This is a genomic window from Stackebrandtia albiflava (assembly GCF_007994225.1).
In the GTDB taxonomy this organism is placed as follows: Bacteria; Actinomycetota; Actinomycetes; order Mycobacteriales; family Micromonosporaceae; genus Stackebrandtia; species Stackebrandtia albiflava.
This window is the reverse complement of record NZ_VLLL01000005.1, coordinates 39,203-53,790: the sequence shown is the minus strand read 5'-3', so window position 1 is coordinate 53,790 and position 14,588 is coordinate 39,203. Positions and strand designations below refer to the sequence as shown.

The 14,588-nt window shown below is 69.1% G+C and carries 21 protein-coding genes; 6 read left to right on the top strand and 15 right to left on the bottom strand.

Features of this window, described 5'->3' with window-relative positions; genetic code table 11:
• Positions 1-44: 44 nt before the first annotated feature.
• Complete coding sequence (locus tag LX16_RS01120; protein ID WP_147131736.1) at positions 45-689, bottom strand: hypothetical protein; 645 nt, start codon at positions 687-689, stop codon at positions 45-47.
• Positions 690-692: 3 nt separating this feature from the next.
• Positions 693-947, bottom strand: a complete 255-nt coding sequence (locus LX16_RS01115; RefSeq protein WP_147131733.1) for a hypothetical protein — start codon at positions 945-947, stop codon at positions 693-695.
• A gap of 308 nt (positions 948-1,255) precedes the next feature.
• Between LX16_RS01115 and LX16_RS01110 the strand changes: the two genes are divergently transcribed.
• From LX16_RS01110 to LX16_RS01090, 5 genes are all read left to right on the top strand, one after another.
• A complete protein-coding gene (locus LX16_RS01110; RefSeq protein WP_244615630.1) occupies positions 1,256-2,104 on the top strand; it encodes a Scr1 family TA system antitoxin-like transcriptional regulator in 849 nt (282 codons plus the stop codon).
• Positions 2,101-2,298: a DUF397 domain-containing protein gene (locus LX16_RS01105; protein WP_147131731.1), complete on the top strand. Its 198-nt coding sequence runs from the start codon at positions 2,101-2,103 to the stop codon at positions 2,296-2,298. The genes LX16_RS01110 and LX16_RS01105 overlap by 4 nt, the downstream gene beginning before the upstream one ends.
• 221 nt (positions 2,299-2,519) lie before the next feature.
• Complete coding sequence (locus tag LX16_RS01100; protein ID WP_147131727.1) at positions 2,520-3,302, top strand: DddA-like double-stranded DNA deaminase toxin; 783 nt, start codon at positions 2,520-2,522, stop codon at positions 3,300-3,302.
• Positions 3,299-3,712, top strand: a complete 414-nt coding sequence (locus LX16_RS01095) for an Imm1 family immunity protein (protein ID WP_147131724.1) — start codon at positions 3,299-3,301, stop codon at positions 3,710-3,712. The genes LX16_RS01100 and LX16_RS01095 overlap by 4 nt, the downstream gene beginning before the upstream one ends.
• Before the next feature lie 61 nt (positions 3,713-3,773).
• On the top strand, positions 3,774-4,151 hold the full coding sequence (locus LX16_RS01090; RefSeq protein ID WP_147131721.1) for an Imm1 family immunity protein: 378 nt from the start codon (positions 3,774-3,776) through the stop codon (positions 4,149-4,151).
• 195 nt (positions 4,152-4,346) lie between these two features.
• Here the strand turns inward: LX16_RS01090 and LX16_RS01085 are convergent, their stop codons facing one another.
• The 8 genes from LX16_RS01085 to LX16_RS01050 all read right to left on the bottom strand — a co-directional run bounded on the left by LX16_RS01085 (position 4,347) and on the right by LX16_RS01050 (position 8,760).
• On the bottom strand, positions 4,347-4,607 hold the full coding sequence (locus LX16_RS01085) for a hypothetical protein (protein ID WP_147131718.1): 261 nt from the start codon (positions 4,605-4,607) through the stop codon (positions 4,347-4,349).
• Positions 4,597-4,902, bottom strand: a complete 306-nt coding sequence (locus tag LX16_RS01080) for a hypothetical protein (protein WP_147131715.1) — start codon at positions 4,900-4,902, stop codon at positions 4,597-4,599. Before LX16_RS01080 ends, LX16_RS01085 begins: the two co-directional genes overlap by 11 nt.
• Before the next feature lie 45 nt (positions 4,903-4,947).
• Positions 4,948-5,220: a hypothetical protein gene (locus LX16_RS01075; protein WP_147131713.1), complete on the bottom strand. Its 273-nt coding sequence runs from the start codon at positions 5,218-5,220 to the stop codon at positions 4,948-4,950.
• A 198-nt stretch (positions 5,221-5,418) separates the two neighbouring features.
• Positions 5,419-5,976 (bottom strand): dihydrofolate reductase family protein, encoded by a 558-nt coding sequence (locus LX16_RS01070; protein ID WP_147131710.1) that lies wholly within the window; start codon positions 5,974-5,976, stop codon positions 5,419-5,421.
• Positions 5,977-6,071: 95 nt separating this feature from the next.
• Positions 6,072-6,545 carry a hypothetical protein gene (locus LX16_RS01065; RefSeq protein ID WP_147131707.1) on the bottom strand — a complete coding sequence of 158 codons (474 nt, stop codon included), beginning with the start codon at positions 6,543-6,545 and terminating at the stop codon, positions 6,072-6,074.
• A gap of 83 nt (positions 6,546-6,628) precedes the next feature.
• The gene (locus LX16_RS01060) at positions 6,629-7,273 is read right to left on the bottom strand and encodes a GNAT family N-acetyltransferase (protein ID WP_147131704.1); all 645 of its coding nucleotides are present in this window, start codon (positions 7,271-7,273) and stop codon (positions 6,629-6,631) included.
• Positions 7,274-7,349: 76 nt separating this feature from the next.
• Positions 7,350-7,754, bottom strand: coding sequence for a VOC family protein (locus tag LX16_RS01055; protein ID WP_147131701.1), 405 nt, complete (start codon positions 7,752-7,754; stop codon positions 7,350-7,352).
• Between the two features lie 43 nt (positions 7,755-7,797).
• Positions 7,798-8,760, bottom strand: coding sequence for a helix-turn-helix domain-containing protein (locus LX16_RS01050; protein ID WP_425304406.1), 963 nt, complete (start codon positions 8,758-8,760; stop codon positions 7,798-7,800).
• 78 nt (positions 8,761-8,838) lie between these two features.
• On the opposite strand from LX16_RS01050, the gene LX16_RS01045 reads away from it, so the two are divergent.
• The gene (locus LX16_RS01045; protein ID WP_147131695.1) at positions 8,839-9,870 is read left to right on the top strand and encodes a saccharopine dehydrogenase NADP-binding domain-containing protein; all 1,032 of its coding nucleotides are present in this window, start codon (positions 8,839-8,841) and stop codon (positions 9,868-9,870) included.
• Between the two features lie 22 nt (positions 9,871-9,892).
• On the opposite strand, the gene LX16_RS01040 is transcribed toward LX16_RS01045, so the two are convergent.
• The 5 genes from LX16_RS01040 to LX16_RS01020 are packed head-to-tail and all read right to left on the bottom strand — an operon-like array spanning position 9,893 to position 14,532.
• The gene (locus tag LX16_RS01040; protein WP_147131692.1) at positions 9,893-10,624 is read right to left on the bottom strand and encodes a hypothetical protein; all 732 of its coding nucleotides are present in this window, start codon (positions 10,622-10,624) and stop codon (positions 9,893-9,895) included.
• Positions 10,625-10,647: 23 nt separating this feature from the next.
• Positions 10,648-11,469, bottom strand: a complete 822-nt coding sequence (locus tag LX16_RS01035; RefSeq protein ID WP_147136800.1) for an ATP-binding cassette domain-containing protein — start codon at positions 11,467-11,469, stop codon at positions 10,648-10,650.
• 14 nt (positions 11,470-11,483) lie between these two features.
• The gene (locus LX16_RS01030) at positions 11,484-12,539 is read right to left on the bottom strand and encodes a FecCD family ABC transporter permease (protein WP_147131689.1); all 1,056 of its coding nucleotides are present in this window, start codon (positions 12,537-12,539) and stop codon (positions 11,484-11,486) included.
• Positions 12,536-13,585 (bottom strand): iron chelate uptake ABC transporter family permease subunit, encoded by a 1,050-nt coding sequence (locus LX16_RS01025; protein WP_425304412.1) that lies wholly within the window; start codon positions 13,583-13,585, stop codon positions 12,536-12,538. Before LX16_RS01025 ends, LX16_RS01030 begins: the two co-directional genes overlap by 4 nt.
• Positions 13,582-14,532, bottom strand: a complete 951-nt coding sequence (locus LX16_RS01020) for an ABC transporter substrate-binding protein (protein WP_147131686.1) — start codon at positions 14,530-14,532, stop codon at positions 13,582-13,584. Before LX16_RS01020 ends, LX16_RS01025 begins: the two co-directional genes overlap by 4 nt.
• Positions 14,533-14,588: the final 56 nt, after the last annotated feature.

Here is a 14,588-nt window from a genome sequence, read left to right as displayed (position 1 = left end):
CGGTGGTGTCGGTGCGGTCCCGCCCACCCGGGGCCGCACCGGGGTCATTGGGGTTCGGGTGGCCGGTAGACGGCGACGATGGAGGCGATGAACGCCTGGTGTCGTGGCATGGGGAACAGCCATTCGCAGGCGGCGTCGGGGCCGTGGAGTTGTGCCCGGCAGTCGCGGTGGTCGGCGGTGATGTCGGGGCGTAGCCATTGTGGGCGGGTCTGGTGGGTGTCGGTGACGACCTGCCGCATCTGGTGCCACAGCCAGTCGAGTGCGGGCGCGGCCTCGTCGAAGCGGTGTACCCGCAGGGATCCGGGTTTCGCGGTCCAGCCGCGTGACGTCGCCGGTGGTACGGGACAGCGCGGGTCGGCCTGGCTTGCCGGGTCGCGCAGCAGCGCGGTGGGTCCCCGCCAGCGGTGACAGTGGTACACGACCCGCCCGGTACGGCCCCGGTACCGGTGGAGTGCCGCCGCCGTGATCCGGTCGGCGAGCGCCGAACGCGGCATGAGCCAGTCGACTCCGGCGGCCGGACACAGCCGCCCGGTGTCGCGGCCGTCCCGCCTGACGACTCCCAGCGGTTCGGTTCCGGTGTCGGTGACGCGCCGCAGCCGCAGTTCGGTGCCGGTGGCGGTGACGGCGATGCGGTGGCCGGACACCAGGATCGTGCCGAGGTCGCGGCCGGGTTCGGTGGAGGTGGTCACGGTTCAGCCCTCGCACTGCCGGGTCGCGGACCGGTACACCGCCAGGGCACGCTCCACCATGGCCTGTCGCCACGTCTCACTGCGCGTCAGGTACAGCGGGTGCCAGGCGTCGACCCGGCCCGTGCCGGTGTCCACTCGCAACACCGTCACGTCCCGGTCCTGCGACCGCCACACCACGTTCACCTCGTCGGACCCGGCGGTCCCCGTCACCTGATACGAGACCGCCGGGTCGTCGAACACCCCATAATCGATCCTCATACCGCCTCCATCGTTCTCTTCACGTGACATCGTGGTGGGCGCGCCCCGGCCGGCACGGCGGAGAACACCGACACGCCGACCGAATCACTCCACAGTAATCAGTCGTTCTCTTCGATGCAATACAGCCTATGACCTGGGAGTACGGTTACACCAGAAGAAGTTTGTCCAAAGCGAGTCGTTCCGGAATGGTGCTGCCGAAATCGCTTCCGGAAATACGGATCGGAAATTTCCACGGATGATAATTTCCGATTCACGACCGTGGACACCGGGGCATGCGCGGCATCACATTCGATGGTTAAATCCCATGTATGACCAGCAATCGTGGCCGATCGACCACACCCGCGATCGAGCTCGGACTGCAACTGCGCACCGAACGTCTCCGCCCTCGTCCCGGCAAGCCACGCGGATACTCCAAAGAGGAGGTGCCAAGGCACATCGCGTCGTCTCGTACCATTCTGGACATCGAGAACGGCCGCAAGCGCACCGTCAAGAGCGGTACGGTGCGGGACCTGTGCGCGTTCTACCGCAGCGATCCGGATCTGATCGAGCACCTCGCCCTCCTGGCACAGGCGACCCGCGAAGACGACTGGACGAACGCGTACGGTTCCGTCGTCGACCGGGATTCCTGGCTGTACCATCAACTCGAAGACCGCGCCGCCCGGCTCAAGTTCCACGATTCGACGTCGATTCCCTCCTTGATTCAGCCCAAGTCGTATGTCGAGATGATCCGCGACACGACGGTGGTGAACCTCGAACTGACCGAGACTGACTGGGAGAAGGCAATCCAATACCGACTTGATCGGCGCGCCCGCTGGCTCGCCTCGAAACGGCCGATGACCTGCCTGATCGGTGAGGCCGCGATCGCGATGCACCTGAATAATGATGCGAAGCGCGAACTAAGACAGACTATGCTGGAACTGGCCAGACTGCCGTTCGCCGACGTAAGACTCATTCCGTTTTCGGCCGGTCGGTATGACCTGCTTGGCTGGGAGTTGAACCTACTGGAGTTCGACAACGGCGAGGAACCCATCATTCGGACCCGAACCGCCCGGGGCGCGGGCTTCATCGCCGCCGACAGCCCGACAGGTAACGTCATTCGACGGGCGTTCGCGCAGGCCGCCCGGATGTCGATACCAGTGGAAGAGTATTACGCATGACTCAGATCCCCGGCCGGTGGCGCAAGCCAAGCCGCAGCGGGCAAGGGCAGAGCAACAACTGCGTCGAGGCGCGGTTGGCCGAAACACCGCAGTTGTCCGACAGCCGACACGACGGCGTCCGTCCCGTCCTCCCGGTCACCACCACCGACTACCTCGCCCTCCTAAACACCGTCAAGACCGACCCGACCGCCTGAACCGGCACACAACGGCGAAGGCTTGGGTGGCCGCAGTCCCACCGGACACCGGAACCGCACCCGACACCACACGGGGCCTGCGACCACCCAAGCCCAGACAACTCCCCCACCGAGACCACACACGCACCCCGGCCACCGGACTCACCCTTGCCGGACTCCGCCCACTGTGGTGCAATGAATCCCTGCCCGGCCAGGTATGTCACCACGAAGGGAACCTCGGCATGGGAAGTATCGAAGAGCTGCAATCGTTCATCGACGCCGCCACTACCGCAGCCGAGACATTGGTGTCGGCACTGACTCAATCAAGGCAGTACGGAGACGACCTCGCGGAAGAACTGGACGGCATGTCGGTTCACGGCACTGCGGACCAGATCCGCGAAGCGGTCATAAAACTCGATGAGGCGATCGCGCTGCTCGGTTCGATACAGCGAAAGGCAGACGAAGCCCACACCACCGCCGAAGCGGCCAAAGAGACTTTACGACCAGATCTCGGACAGAACACCCGAGCGGCACCGGCGCGTCCGGTTTCCGAATCTCCCATTCCAACCGAAGCAGCCACTGCCAAAACATGCGATCCCAATCCACATCTGATCGATATGCCAACCATGCCGCCCAAGACGAAGCGCGGGCGTGGCATGCCTCAACACCCGACACATGGTCGATGGGTTGGCCGCAGCGAATTCGATCGCAAGCTTCAAAGCGGTGCCGATGAGGAGACCAGAGCCGTTGATGAGCTGTGGTCAAGAGTCAGACGACCTGACGAGGTCCCATCACTCATGATCGCCACACATGTGGAACCGAAGTTCGCGGTACGCATGCGCCGACAGGAGCTTAAGAACGAAACGATCGTCATCAACAATCCCGATGGACCATGCGGATATGCCACGAGCCTTCGCTACGGTTGCGACCAGATACTTCCCAGGCTGCTTCCGCCAGGGGCGTCCCTCACCGTCTACTGGCCCGATGGCAATCAGCACACCTACCACGGAGTTGAAGAATCGTGACCGAGGATCCCCGATACGGCGTGTTCTACGGGTGGGGAGTCGTGGAGCCGGTGGCGGACGCCGACCGAGCCGATGAAGCCATCGACGTCCTCATGACCAGGTACGGCCCCACGGGCCATCTCGTATTCGGTGGATTCGGGCCGCTCCTACCCGATGGTTCATGTCAGCCGGTACTCGACATCGCGATCAGCCACGACGACGCCGCCGCCTGCCTGAAGTGGGGTGAGTCGGTGGCAGTGGAGCCCTGCTTCACCGCGCTTCCCGACGAACCACGCCGCTTCGACGACGGTGTCGCCGATGTGATCGAGATTCCCGCCGAGGACCTGGCGGTGTCACGCGGTCGAGCCCGCCGCGCCGTCCACGAATACCTCCGCACCGGTCGACGGCCGACCTGCGTCGAGTGGCGATGAAAGTCGAGGGGCACCGTTGAGTTTCACCGTCGATGCCTACTTCACGGGTGACACTCCCGTGATGGTGGGTGCCCCAGAGGCGATGGACGCACTGGTGGAGACACTGACCCACCAAGGTGTGGAGAACCGGATCGCCGCCCTGTACGTGAGAGAACGTCCGTTGAACGCTGTCGGCGTGCCTGATCATGAGATGTACGTGGCAGTCGATCCCCGTACCGGTTCAGGTGCGTTGCGGTACATGGCCGATGGCGCCTGGTACAGCAGCGGGGAGTCGGTGGATCGGCATTCTGAACTGTGGTTCTGTTATATGGGCGAGGGGACCCGGTTCCCGGGTGACTCCGCCGTGCCCTTGGACACCGTACGACAGGCGGCTCGGGAGTTCCTGACCTCCGGCGGCGAACGCCCGACCAACGTCCGATGGCAGACGTCCGGTATCTGAGGCCCCCGCGACACCGATTGACGCTGCGGGCCACCGGCTGGTCATCCCCGCGTCTCCGAATCCGGTGACGATTCGATGATCGGAACGATGCCGGTCCACGGGTCGTCGTCATCGGAATGATCTTCGGGGTCGTCGGCGGATGCGCCCTCGACACCCCAGACGGGAACACCGAGCATCATCGTCCACGACGAGCCCTCAGTCTTCGCCCAGTTCCTCGTCCCGGTATTCGTGAATGTCCCACACCAGGACGCCGTGATCCATGTCAGGTCGAAACACCTCCACGATGCTGGAAAGTGGGTCACCTTCGCGGAAGCCTGGTGGAGTCAGTCCTAGCTCAGACGCCGCGAACTCTGCGAGACGTCTTGAGCCGACAGGCCGGTCGGCCAGTTCTCGTAGCCGGGCCAGCTTGTCGGCGTCGTCGGTGACGGGAAAGTACTCGATCCCGTTATGAATCATGCCAACGCCTCTCGGGTGGCCGCTGCTCTTCGGACGGCTGGTCCTCGCCCAGTTCCTCGTCGAAGTACTCGTGAATGTTCCACACGTACACGCCGTGGTCCATGTCAGGCGGGAACACCTCCACGATCAGGGGCAGCGGGTCGCCCGGCTGATGATCCGGCGGCCTCAGTCCGAGTTCAGTAGCGGCATAATCCGCGAGTTCGTGGGCACCGGCTCCGTCGGCCTCCTTCTCGCGCAGTAGCGCCACCACGACGTCGTCGGTGACGGGAAAATACTCGATCCCGTTACGAATCATGCCAACGCCTCCCCGGCTACCTCGTGACCGCTGCTCTACGGACGGCTAGTCTTCGCCCAGTTCCTCATCGTCCAGCTCGTGAACGTCCCAGACGTAGACGCCGTCGGGGTGGTCCGGTGGATAGATCGAGGCGATATCGGGCAACGGATCACCCTCCTGGTGGTCAGGCGGGGTGAGTCCCAACTCCGCCACCGCGAACTCGGCCAGTTTGAGGGTGTCCGGTGTGATCGCCTCCCGTACCCTCAACCTCGCTATGACGGCCGGGTCATCGGTGACGGGAAAGTACTCCACGCCGTCGGAAAACAGCCGCAACGTCACAATGCCTCTCCCGCTCCCCGGTATACGTTCTCCATGGCCGCGATGGCGTCGGCCAGCCGGTCGACCGTCGCGGCCATCGCGCGCGTGAAGTCCGCGATGCCCGTCATTCACCACCACCGTTCCGTCTGTCATCGGATCGTCACCGGCATATCGTGACAGGCGGGTATGACAACGGGTGAACGCGCGGCGACCGGTCGGTCAGCGGGGGCGTCGGAGCTTCAGCAGGGTGATGCCGCTGCGGAAACCGGTGCTGGAGACCAGGTCGAGCGGGTACGACTCCAGGAAGCCGTCGAACAGGCGGGTGCCGCGGCCGGCGACGTACGGGTACATGTCCACGTGGAACTCGTCGATGAGGTCTCGTTCCATGAGGGTCCGCCACATCCGCACCCCGCCCCAGACGATGACGTGGCCGTCACCGCCGCGCCTGATCCGGTCGACCTCTTCGATCGTGTCGCCGGAGACGACGGTGGTGTTGTTCCACTCGGCGGTCTTCATGGTCGTGGAGAACACGAACTTGCGTCCGGCGTTCAATCCGGGCGCGAACAGCCGGTCCGAGGTCGGCATGGCGCGGGACATGCCCTCGTAGGCGACCCGGCCCATGATGTGCGCCTCGGCGGCGTCGAACAGCGCGGCCTGTTCGGTGATCTCGACCGGGTCGTCGGGGCGGCTGAAACAGAAGTCCCAGAATCCGGTGTCCGGGTCGGCGAGCAGGCCGTCCAGTGAGTAGTTGAAGACGCAGGCGATCAGCTTCCGCACGGGCGGTCCTCCATCGTGTCGGTGGGTTGTCCGTCCGAATCAGACCATGCCCCTGTGACGGAAACCGCGATCGCCCCGGGAAGGCGCGTCGCCGTTCAGCCTTCGTGCTGCGGGAAGAACTTCCAGTCGTCGATCTCCGTGCAGGCATCGCCGAGACCGCCCTCGGTGGCGGCGGTCGCGAGGGCGTCCACCTCGGTCTCGTGAAGGCTGACGGTCACGCTGTACAGCATGTAGGTGCCCATCCCGCCCTGCCAGTGCGTAATGCTGTCGAGGGTGTCGGCCAACTCGTCGAGGGCGGTCAGCCACCCCTTGGGAGCCGGTTCGTCGCCGGCGGTCTTGAGGGCATCCGCGTCCTCGCGTAGCCCCTCCAGGGCGGCCAGCCGCCCGGGGAGCACGTCACGGGGACTGTCGGCGTTCTCGTCGTAGAACAGTTCGCCGCGCATCCGCGCCGAGACCTCCGCACACCGGTCCTCGATGACTGGAGGCTCCGACACGACGCCCGTCGCGCCACAGGCACCGAGAGCGAGACCGAGCACCGCGACGAGTGCGATCGAGATGGAACGGAACACGGGGCCTCCCCTGCCGACCGGTGGAATCCAGTCGTATCGGGGATTCTCCGGGAGCGGTCCCGCCGCCGGCCGCTCGTGTCCCGTCAGCCGGTGAACATGGCGCGGCAGGCGTCGACCCCTTCGACGGTGATGTCGTCGTGGGGCACCTCCGCCCAGCGTGACCTTTCCAGCCGCAACCGGTCGGAGACGAGTACTTCGGACCCCCGGGCATCACGCGATATCCCGTCCGGCCGGTAACCGAGGCGGCGCGACACGCGTTGCGAGGCGTGGTTGTCCTGGAACACCTCGGACAGCGCCGCCTCCGCGCCCAGGTGGTCGAACGCCAGGGTCAACAGGCCCTTCCGCGCCTCGGTGCCGTAACCGTGGCCCTGGTGCGGGATGCCCAGCCAGGACCAGGTGGCGACCTCCCGGACCACGGGGAAGTTCCTCGCCCGGACGGTCACCATGCCGAGTGGTTCACCGTCGGCGCCGAAGACCCCGAGGCCGAGCGACCAGTCGTCCACCCGCCATCCCGCCAGGGCACTCCAGTGGCCCCGCATGACGCTGCGGGCCCGGTCCTGCGGCGTGCCGTCGGTCCACGGCGTCAGGAACGGCCGTTCGGACGGCCCGTGCACGCCCTGCCCGGCGATGTGCGCGAGCCGGGCGAGCTCGTTCTCCCTCGGCAGCCGCAGCCGCAGGCGGGGAGTGGCGATCTCGATTCGGAAGGTGGGCCACAGGTCGTCCAGCACGCCGGAGAGTGTCCCACTCCGGGCGCCGCGACGCCACCGACATCCGGCCCGGTGTGACCGGCCGGAATGGCGCCGGTCACCGCTGCCACACCACCTCGCCGTCGTTCCAGACGACGCCCTTGTTGCGGCACAGGCAGAAGGGGTGCCCGATCGGGTCGGTGTAGACCTGCCAGCCGTAGCCCTCCGGTCCGACGAAGTCCTTCCGCAGTGTCGCGCCGAGCGCGACGACGCGGCGCTGTTCGGGCGCGAACTCGTCCACTTCGAAGTCGAGGTGGTACTGCTTGGGGTGTTCGTCGTCCGGCCAGTTCGGCGCGCGGTAGTCGTTCACCCGCTGGAAGGCCAACTCGATCGCACCGAACCGGATGCCCGCCCAGTGGTCGTGGCTGTCGGGCTTGACCGGGCGGCCGGTCACCTCGGCGTAGAAGGCGGCCAGCCTCATCGGGTCGGGGCAGTCGATGATGAAATCGGTGAGTTGCAGCATCAGGCGATGGTGTCACAGGGTCCGGGCCGGTCCCCGGACGTCGTCAGGCCGCCGTGGTGCGGAAGGTACGCCGGTAGGTGTCGGGTGAGACGCCGACGACCCGCTTGAACTGGCGGCGCAGCGTCGTGGCCGTGCCCATGCCGGTGGCGACGGCGACCGCCACCACGCTCTGGTCGGTGCCCTCCAACAGTTCCCGGGCGCGCCGGACCCGTTCCGCCAGCAGCCAGCGCAACGGGGTCTGTCCGGTGACGGCGTGGAAGTGGCGGGTCAGGTTGCGGGGGCTCATGTTGGCGTGGCGTGCCATGTCGGTGACGGTCAACGGCCGGTCGAGCCTTCTGCGTGCCCAGTCGAGCAGGTCGGCGAGGAGGTGGTCGCGGTCGGTCTGCACCGGTGTGGCCACGAACTGCGCCTGGCCGCCGGAGCGGTGCGGTGGCACGACGAGCCGCCGGGCGACGGTGTTGGCGACGGCGGCGCCGTGGTCGCGCTGCACCAGGTGCAGGCACAGGTCCACGGCGGCGGCCTTGCCGGCGGCGGTCAGTACGGACCCGTTGTCGGTGTAGAGGACGTCCTGGTCGACGACGGCGGCCGGGTGCCGGGCGCTCAGTTCCGCCGTGTGCGCCCAGTGGGTGGTGGCGTGGCGGCCGTCCAGCAGTCCGGCGGCGCCGAGTACGAACGCGCCGGTGCACAGTGAGGCGACGCGGGCGCCCGCGTCGTGCGCGGCCCGCACCGCCTCGACGAGTTCGGGTGGGAGCGGTGCGTCCACGTCGGCGCAGGCGGGGACGATCACGGTGTCGGCCTGCGCCAACAGGTCCAGGCCGCCGTCGGGTTCGACGGTGAACGGGCCGACCCGCACCGGTGCGGGGCCGCAGATCCGCAGGTCGTACCAGTCGTCGACGGCGTCGCGTGGCGGGTTGCCGAAGATCTCGCAGGCGACGGCCATCTCGAAGTGCAACAGGTGGCCCACGGTGGGCAACACGACGGTGTGCATGTCCGAAACTGTACGCATGTTGGCGTTCCGGCCGAGACCGGAGGACGGTCGCGCCCGCGAGACTTGGACCCGTCGCACTTCGAGATGGGAGAAAACATGAACACGGATGCCGCAGTGGTGGTCTACGGGGCCACCGGTCACACCGGCCGGTTCGTCGTCGCCGAGCTCCGGAGGAGGGGCGTGGCCGTCATCGCCTCCGGCCGGGACGCCGCCCGGCTGACGGAGGCGGCACGGGAGTGGGAGGGCGTGACGGTGCGGGCCGCCGCCGCGGACGACGCGGCGGCCCTGGACCGGGCGCTCGCCGGTGCGGCGGCCGTCATCAACTGCGCGGGACCGTTCGCGGTGACGGCGGGCCCGTTGGTCGCGGCGGCGTTGCGCGCCGGGATCCCGTATCTCGACGTGGCGGCCGAGATCGAGGCCAACGCGGACACCTTCGCGGTGCACGCCGAGGCCGCCCGCGACGCGGGGGTGCCGGTGGTGCCGGCGATGGCGTTCTACGGCGGGCTCGGTGACCTGTTGGCGACGGCCGCCATGGCGGACTGGACCTCCGCCGACGAGATCGACGTGGCGTACGGGTTGAGTGGCTGGCACCCGACTCCGGGCACCCGGGCGGCCGGTGAGGTGTCGCACCGGCGGCGTGGCGGGCGGCGGGTCCGGTTCTCCGGTGGGACGTTGGAGTACCACGACGCGCCGTCGGTGACCCGGACGTGGGACTTCCCGGCGCCGACCGGTTCCCGGGAGGTGTTCGCGGAGTTCAGCATGGCCGACGTGGTGACGATCCCCAGTCACGTGGACGTGCCGGTGGTCCGCACCCACATGAGCGTGTCGGCCGCGGCGGAGTTGGCCGACGCCGACACGCCCGCTCCGGAGGCCGCCGACGAGTCGGGACGGTCCGATCAGACCTTCACCGTGGACGTGGTGGTGCGCGCGGGCGGCCGGGAGCGCCGGGCGACGGCTCGCGGCCGCGACATCTACGCGATCACGGCTCCCCTGGTGGTGGAGGCGGCCATCCGGGTCCTCAGTGGCCGGACACGGGCCGTCGGAGTGGCCTCGGCCGGCGCGATGTTCGACGCGGAGGACTTCCTGCGGGCACTCGATCCACATGTGACGGTCGAGTTCCGCCGGTAGGGCGCGGACGGGCCGACGGCCTCTAGGTGTACCGCACCGGCACGATCCGCCAGGAACGGTCGACGGCCGCCGTCTCGCGGTCCTCTCGCCGCGACGGCAGCAGGATGTGGTGATCGCGTCTGCGCAACGGCCCCACCAGGTAGGCGCCGGCACCCTCGGGGCCGAACAGCCGTTCCCCCGGCACCTTGCCCGCCGCCCGGACCATCGCCGCGACCTCCCGGTGCGTGTCCCGGTCGTTCGACACGTCCGCGAGCCAGCCGTCGAAGGCCGCGTACAGGTGGTCGCGCCGTTCCCCGGGCAGTCGGGTGTCGAGCAGCAGCCACGCCCACTGCACCGACTCGTCGCCGACGTTCAGGGGTGTCACATGCGCCTCCACGACGAATCCCCGCCGCAGGAACGCCGCGTGTGCCGACCGGATCGCCTCCCGCCGGGTCGACACGTCCCACAGCCACACGGCCACGGCGGCCACCGCGAGCACGATCGCCAGGACGATCAGGACCACCCGGCGCGTCTCGGGTGTCGACGGGAACCCGGAACCCGGCACCGTCGAGAACCAGCCGGCGAACACCGCCAGGGCCAGCAGCAGTCCCGGGACGAACCAACGCGGGTCGCGCAGCTCGGCCCGCGCCGCGAAGGTGCCGGCGTCGGTCAGGTCCGGTGGTTCGCGGGGGATCTCGGGGCGGGAGGGGAACGGCACGACGGCGTTCCAGTACCGGCCGGGATGACCGAGTCGCGCGGCGGAGGAGTCAGTCATGTCTCCCATTGAACAACCCGCCGTCAGCCGGCCCTCGGCCCCGCCTTGGGAAACACCGCGGGCGTTCCCGTCACCGGGTCGGGCGCGACGACGCAGGGCAGGCCGAACACGTCCTCCACGAGCGCGGCGGTGACGACCTCGCCGGGCGGTCCCTCGGCGACCACCCGGCCGTCCCGCATGGCGATCAGGTGCGTGGCGTACCGGGCGGCCTGGTTCAGGTCGTGCAGTACCGCCACCAGGGTCCGGCCGTCGCGGTGCAGCGCGGTGAACAGGTCCAGCAACTCCACCTGGTGGGCTATGTCGAGGAAGGTGGTGGGCTCGTCCAACAGCACCAGTTCGGTCTGCTGCGCCAACACCATCGCGACCCACGCCCGTTGCCGCTGCCCGCCGGAGAGCCGGTCCACCGGGTGCGACGACAGGTCCGTCAGTCCGGTGGCCTCCAGGGCGTCCACGACCGCGCGCTCGTCGGCGTCGGTCCACTGTCGCAGGAGGCCCTGGTGCGGGAACCGGCCGCGCGCGACCAGGTCCCCGACGGTGATGTCGTCGGGCGCGATCGACGACTGCGGCAGCAGGCCGAGCCGCCGCGCCACCTGCTTCGTCGGGTATTCGGAGATGTCCCGGCCGTCCAGCAGCACCCGGCCCGCCGCCGGCCGCAGCAGCCGCGCGAGCGTACGGAGCAGTGTGGACTTCCCGCAGGCGTTGGGGCCCACGATGACGGTGAAACCACCGTCGGGGACGTCCACGGACAGGTCACGTGACACCACCCGGCCCTCGTACCCGGTGGTGACCTCGACGGCCCGCAGCCTCGACGCGCCCGGCACGGACACCTCGATGGGGGCGGTCATCTGCTCGGCGGATGTCACAGCCGTCTCCTCGCTTCCTCGATCAACAGCCACACCAGGTACGAACCGCCGACGACGACGGTGACGATGCCGACCGGCAACACTGTCGGCACCACGTGCTGCGCCACCAGGTCGGAGACGAGCAGCAGCACCGCCCCGAACACGGCCGCGCCCGCGAGCGGGACCCCCGGCGCCCGCATCACCCGGCGGGCGATCTGCGGCGCGGCCAACGCGATGAACGCGACCGGACCGGCCAGCGCCGTCACGACCGCGGTCAGGCCCACCGCGACGGCCATGACGCGCAGCCGGGTCCGTTCGACCGCCACACCCGACCCGGCGGCGGCGTCGTCGCCGAGGTCGAGTTGCCGCAGGCCCGGCGCGAGCAGCGTCGCCGTCAGCAGCAGTACGGCGATGACGGCGACGCCCGGGGCGGTGCCACCCCACGCGGCCCCCGACAGGTCGCCCTGTCCCCACACCGCCGCGCTCACCGCGGCGTCGAGTTCGGCGGCCAGGATCAGCCAGGTGTTGAACGACGTGAGCATCGCCGTCACCGCGATCCCCACGATCACGAGCCGGTTCCCCTGCACTCCACTCCGGAACGCCAACAGGTACACCGCCGCCGAGGCCGCGACCGCGCCCACCAGCGCGCCACCGGCCGCGGCCGCGGTGCCGCCACCGGCGACGATCATCATCAACAGCGCGCCGGTGTAGGCACCGGTGGAGACGCCGAGCACGTCGGGACTGGCGAGGGCGTTTCGGGTGATGGACTGGAACATCGCGCCCGCGACACCCAGGGCGGCACCGAACACGACGGCCGCCACGGCGCGCGGTGCCCGCCATTCCAGCACCACCGTGCGGTGGAATCCGTCGGTCTGTCCGGTGAGGACGGCCAGCACGTCCCCGACTCCGAGGGGGAGCCGGCCGAGCATCAGCGCCGCCGTCGCCAACATCAGGCAGGCCACGACTGCGGCGGCGCAGACCCACACGGTGCGGCGACGCACGCGCAGCCGGACCGGTCCGGCCCGCAACCGCCAGGCGGGCGCACCGACCACGGGTCTGCGCGAAACCGTCACGACGCCACCGCCCTGCGGCGCCGGATCAACGCGATCAGGACCGGCGCGCCCACGAACGACGTCACGATGCCGACCGGGATCTCACCGGGCCGCATCACCAGCCGGCCCAGCACGTCGGCGGCCAGCACCAGGATCGGGCCGATCAGCAGCGAGTACAGGAACACCCAGCGCTGGTCGGGACCGGCGAGCACCCGCGCGATGTGCGGCACCATCAACCCGATGAACACCAGCGGCCCGGTGGCGGCCGTCGCGCCGCCCGCCAGCAGGGTCACCGCGACCACCACGGCGATCCGCACCACCCGGACCGGGACGCCCAGGCTCACCGCGACGTCGTCGCCCATCGCGATCGCGTTCAACGCCGGGGACGCCGCCGCGGCGACCGCCATCCCCACCGCCAGCAGGGGAAGCACCGACCACAGGATGTCGAGTTCGCGGCTGGCGACGGTGCCGGCGTTCCAGTTGCGCATCGTGTCGAAGGAGCGGGGGTCGCTGAGCATGAGTGCGGATATGACGCCCTGCAGCACCGCGGCGACGGCGACACCGGCGAGGGTGAGCCGGACCGGGTCGATCTGGCCGCGCCCGGCGGAGCCGATGAGGTACACCAGCACCGTGACCAGCAGGGCTCCGGCGATGGCGAGCCACCGGTATTCGCCGATCGAGTCGAGGCCGAGGAACACCACGCCGACGGCCACCAGCAGCGCCGCTCCCGCATTGACACCGAGGATTCCCGGGTCGGCCAACGGATTGCGGGTGAGGGCCTGCACCAGCATCCCCGCGACCCCCAGCGCCGCACCGACCGCCAGGCACAGCAGGGTGCGGGGGCCGCGCAGCTCCCACAGCACGAACGCCTCACCCGGTGGCGCGGTGCCGATCACCGCCTCGACCACCGTCACCGGCGAGATCGACTTGGCGCCCAGGGCGATGCTGAGGACACACATGACGGCCAGCGCCACCAGCACGACCGGTAGTCCGCCGAAACGGGTGACGCGGCGCCGCGCCCCGTCGGCGGGGCGCGGCGGTGCCGTGCGGGACGCGTTCACGGTCAGCCCTGTTCGGCGGCGGCCGATTCGAGTTCGGGGAGCAGTTCCGCGATGAAGTAGTCGTGGCTCAACGGGCCGGGACTGTTGGTGGCGTTGGCGACCGGGGCGTCCAGCCACAGCACCGCCCCGGAGGTCGCGGAGGGCAGTTCCTCGAAGCGGGGATCCGCCTCGATGTCGGCGCGGGCGCCGATCCGGTCGAAGACCGCCAGGACGTCGGCGTCGAGCTGGTCGAGCAGTTCCTCCGACACGGCGGCGTCGGTGCTCTGCGTGTTGTCCTGGTTGTCGGCGGGCACCAGGCCGAAGCACTCCAGCCAGCTCCCGTTGCCGAACCGGTACTGGCCCTCCTCGGCGGCCACGTACTGGTAGGTGCCTCCGACCAGGTCGGGGAGTCTCTCCTGCGCGGCGGCGCACTCGGCGGCGACGGAGTCCACCAGGCCCTGCCCGTCGGTGCCGGTGAGCTCCCCGAGTGCCACGGCGACGGCGTCCCAGTCGTCGTTGGCCTCGGCCAGGCCCGGGAACGTCGGCACGAAACCGTCGAGCTGCGCGTACACGTCCTCGGCGACGGTCCAGGTGTTGCCGACGACGAGGTCGGGCTCGTAGGAGCCGATGGCCTCGGGGTCGGCGACGTAGTTGGGGGTCAGTTCCGGGTCGAGGTCGCCGGTGAACACGCCGTCGAGCCACGGGTAGAACTCGTTTATCTCGTCCTGGCTGGAGGCGATCGCGACCGGCTGAATTCCCAGTTCGACGAGGATCTCCGCCACCTGCAACGAGAGGGCGACGACCCGCTCGGGGCGCGCGTGCACCTCGACGGCACCGTAGGCGCCGTCGACGGAGGCGGAGAAGCCGTCGGCGCCGGAGGACTCCTCGCCGCTCGATCCGCCGCACGCGGCGACACCCGCGAGCAGCGTCACGCCGACGGCCGCCGCGATGATCCGGTTGGCTCGGTTCGCCACGTCACACACCACTTTTCGTCTGGGTCGGGTCGAGGGGGTGCGGCGGACGGCCGGGT

What these genes read in the sequence shown, in the direction of transcription:
- LX16_RS01115 (WP_147131733.1), bottom strand. Translation starts at nt 947, where the DNA reads ATGAGGATCGATTATGGGGTGTTCGACGACCCGGCGGTCTCGTATCAG.
- LX16_RS01110 (WP_244615630.1), top strand. Translation starts at nt 1,256, where the DNA reads ATGACCAGCAATCGTGGCCGATCGACCACACCCGCGATCGAGCTCGGA.
- LX16_RS01105 (WP_147131731.1), top strand. Translation starts at nt 2,101, where the DNA reads ATGACTCAGATCCCCGGCCGGTGGCGCAAGCCAAGCCGCAGCGGGCAA.
- LX16_RS01100 (WP_147131727.1), top strand. Translation starts at nt 2,520, where the DNA reads ATGGGAAGTATCGAAGAGCTGCAATCGTTCATCGACGCCGCCACTACC.
- LX16_RS01090 (WP_147131721.1), top strand. Translation starts at nt 3,774, where the DNA reads ATGGTGGGTGCCCCAGAGGCGATGGACGCACTGGTGGAGACACTGACC.
- LX16_RS01085 (WP_147131718.1), bottom strand. Translation starts at nt 4,607, where the DNA reads ATGATTCATAACGGGATCGAGTACTTTCCCGTCACCGACGACGCCGAC.
- LX16_RS01080 (WP_147131715.1), bottom strand. Translation starts at nt 4,902, where the DNA reads ATGATTCGTAACGGGATCGAGTATTTTCCCGTCACCGACGACGTCGTG.
- LX16_RS01055 (WP_147131701.1), bottom strand. Translation starts at nt 7,754, where the DNA reads ATGCTGCAACTCACCGATTTCATCATCGACTGCCCCGACCCGATGAGG.
- LX16_RS01050 (WP_425304406.1), bottom strand. Translation starts at nt 8,760, where the DNA reads ATGCGTACAGTTTCGGACATGCACACCGTCGTGTTGCCCACCGTGGGC.
- LX16_RS01045 (WP_147131695.1), top strand. Translation starts at nt 8,839, where the DNA reads ATGAACACGGATGCCGCAGTGGTGGTCTACGGGGCCACCGGTCACACC.
- LX16_RS01040 (WP_147131692.1), bottom strand. Translation starts at nt 10,624, where the DNA reads ATGACTGACTCCTCCGCCGCGCGACTCGGTCATCCCGGCCGGTACTGG.
- LX16_RS01035 (WP_147136800.1), bottom strand. Translation starts at nt 11,469, where the DNA reads ATGACCGCCCCCATCGAGGTGTCCGTGCCGGGCGCGTCGAGGCTGCGG.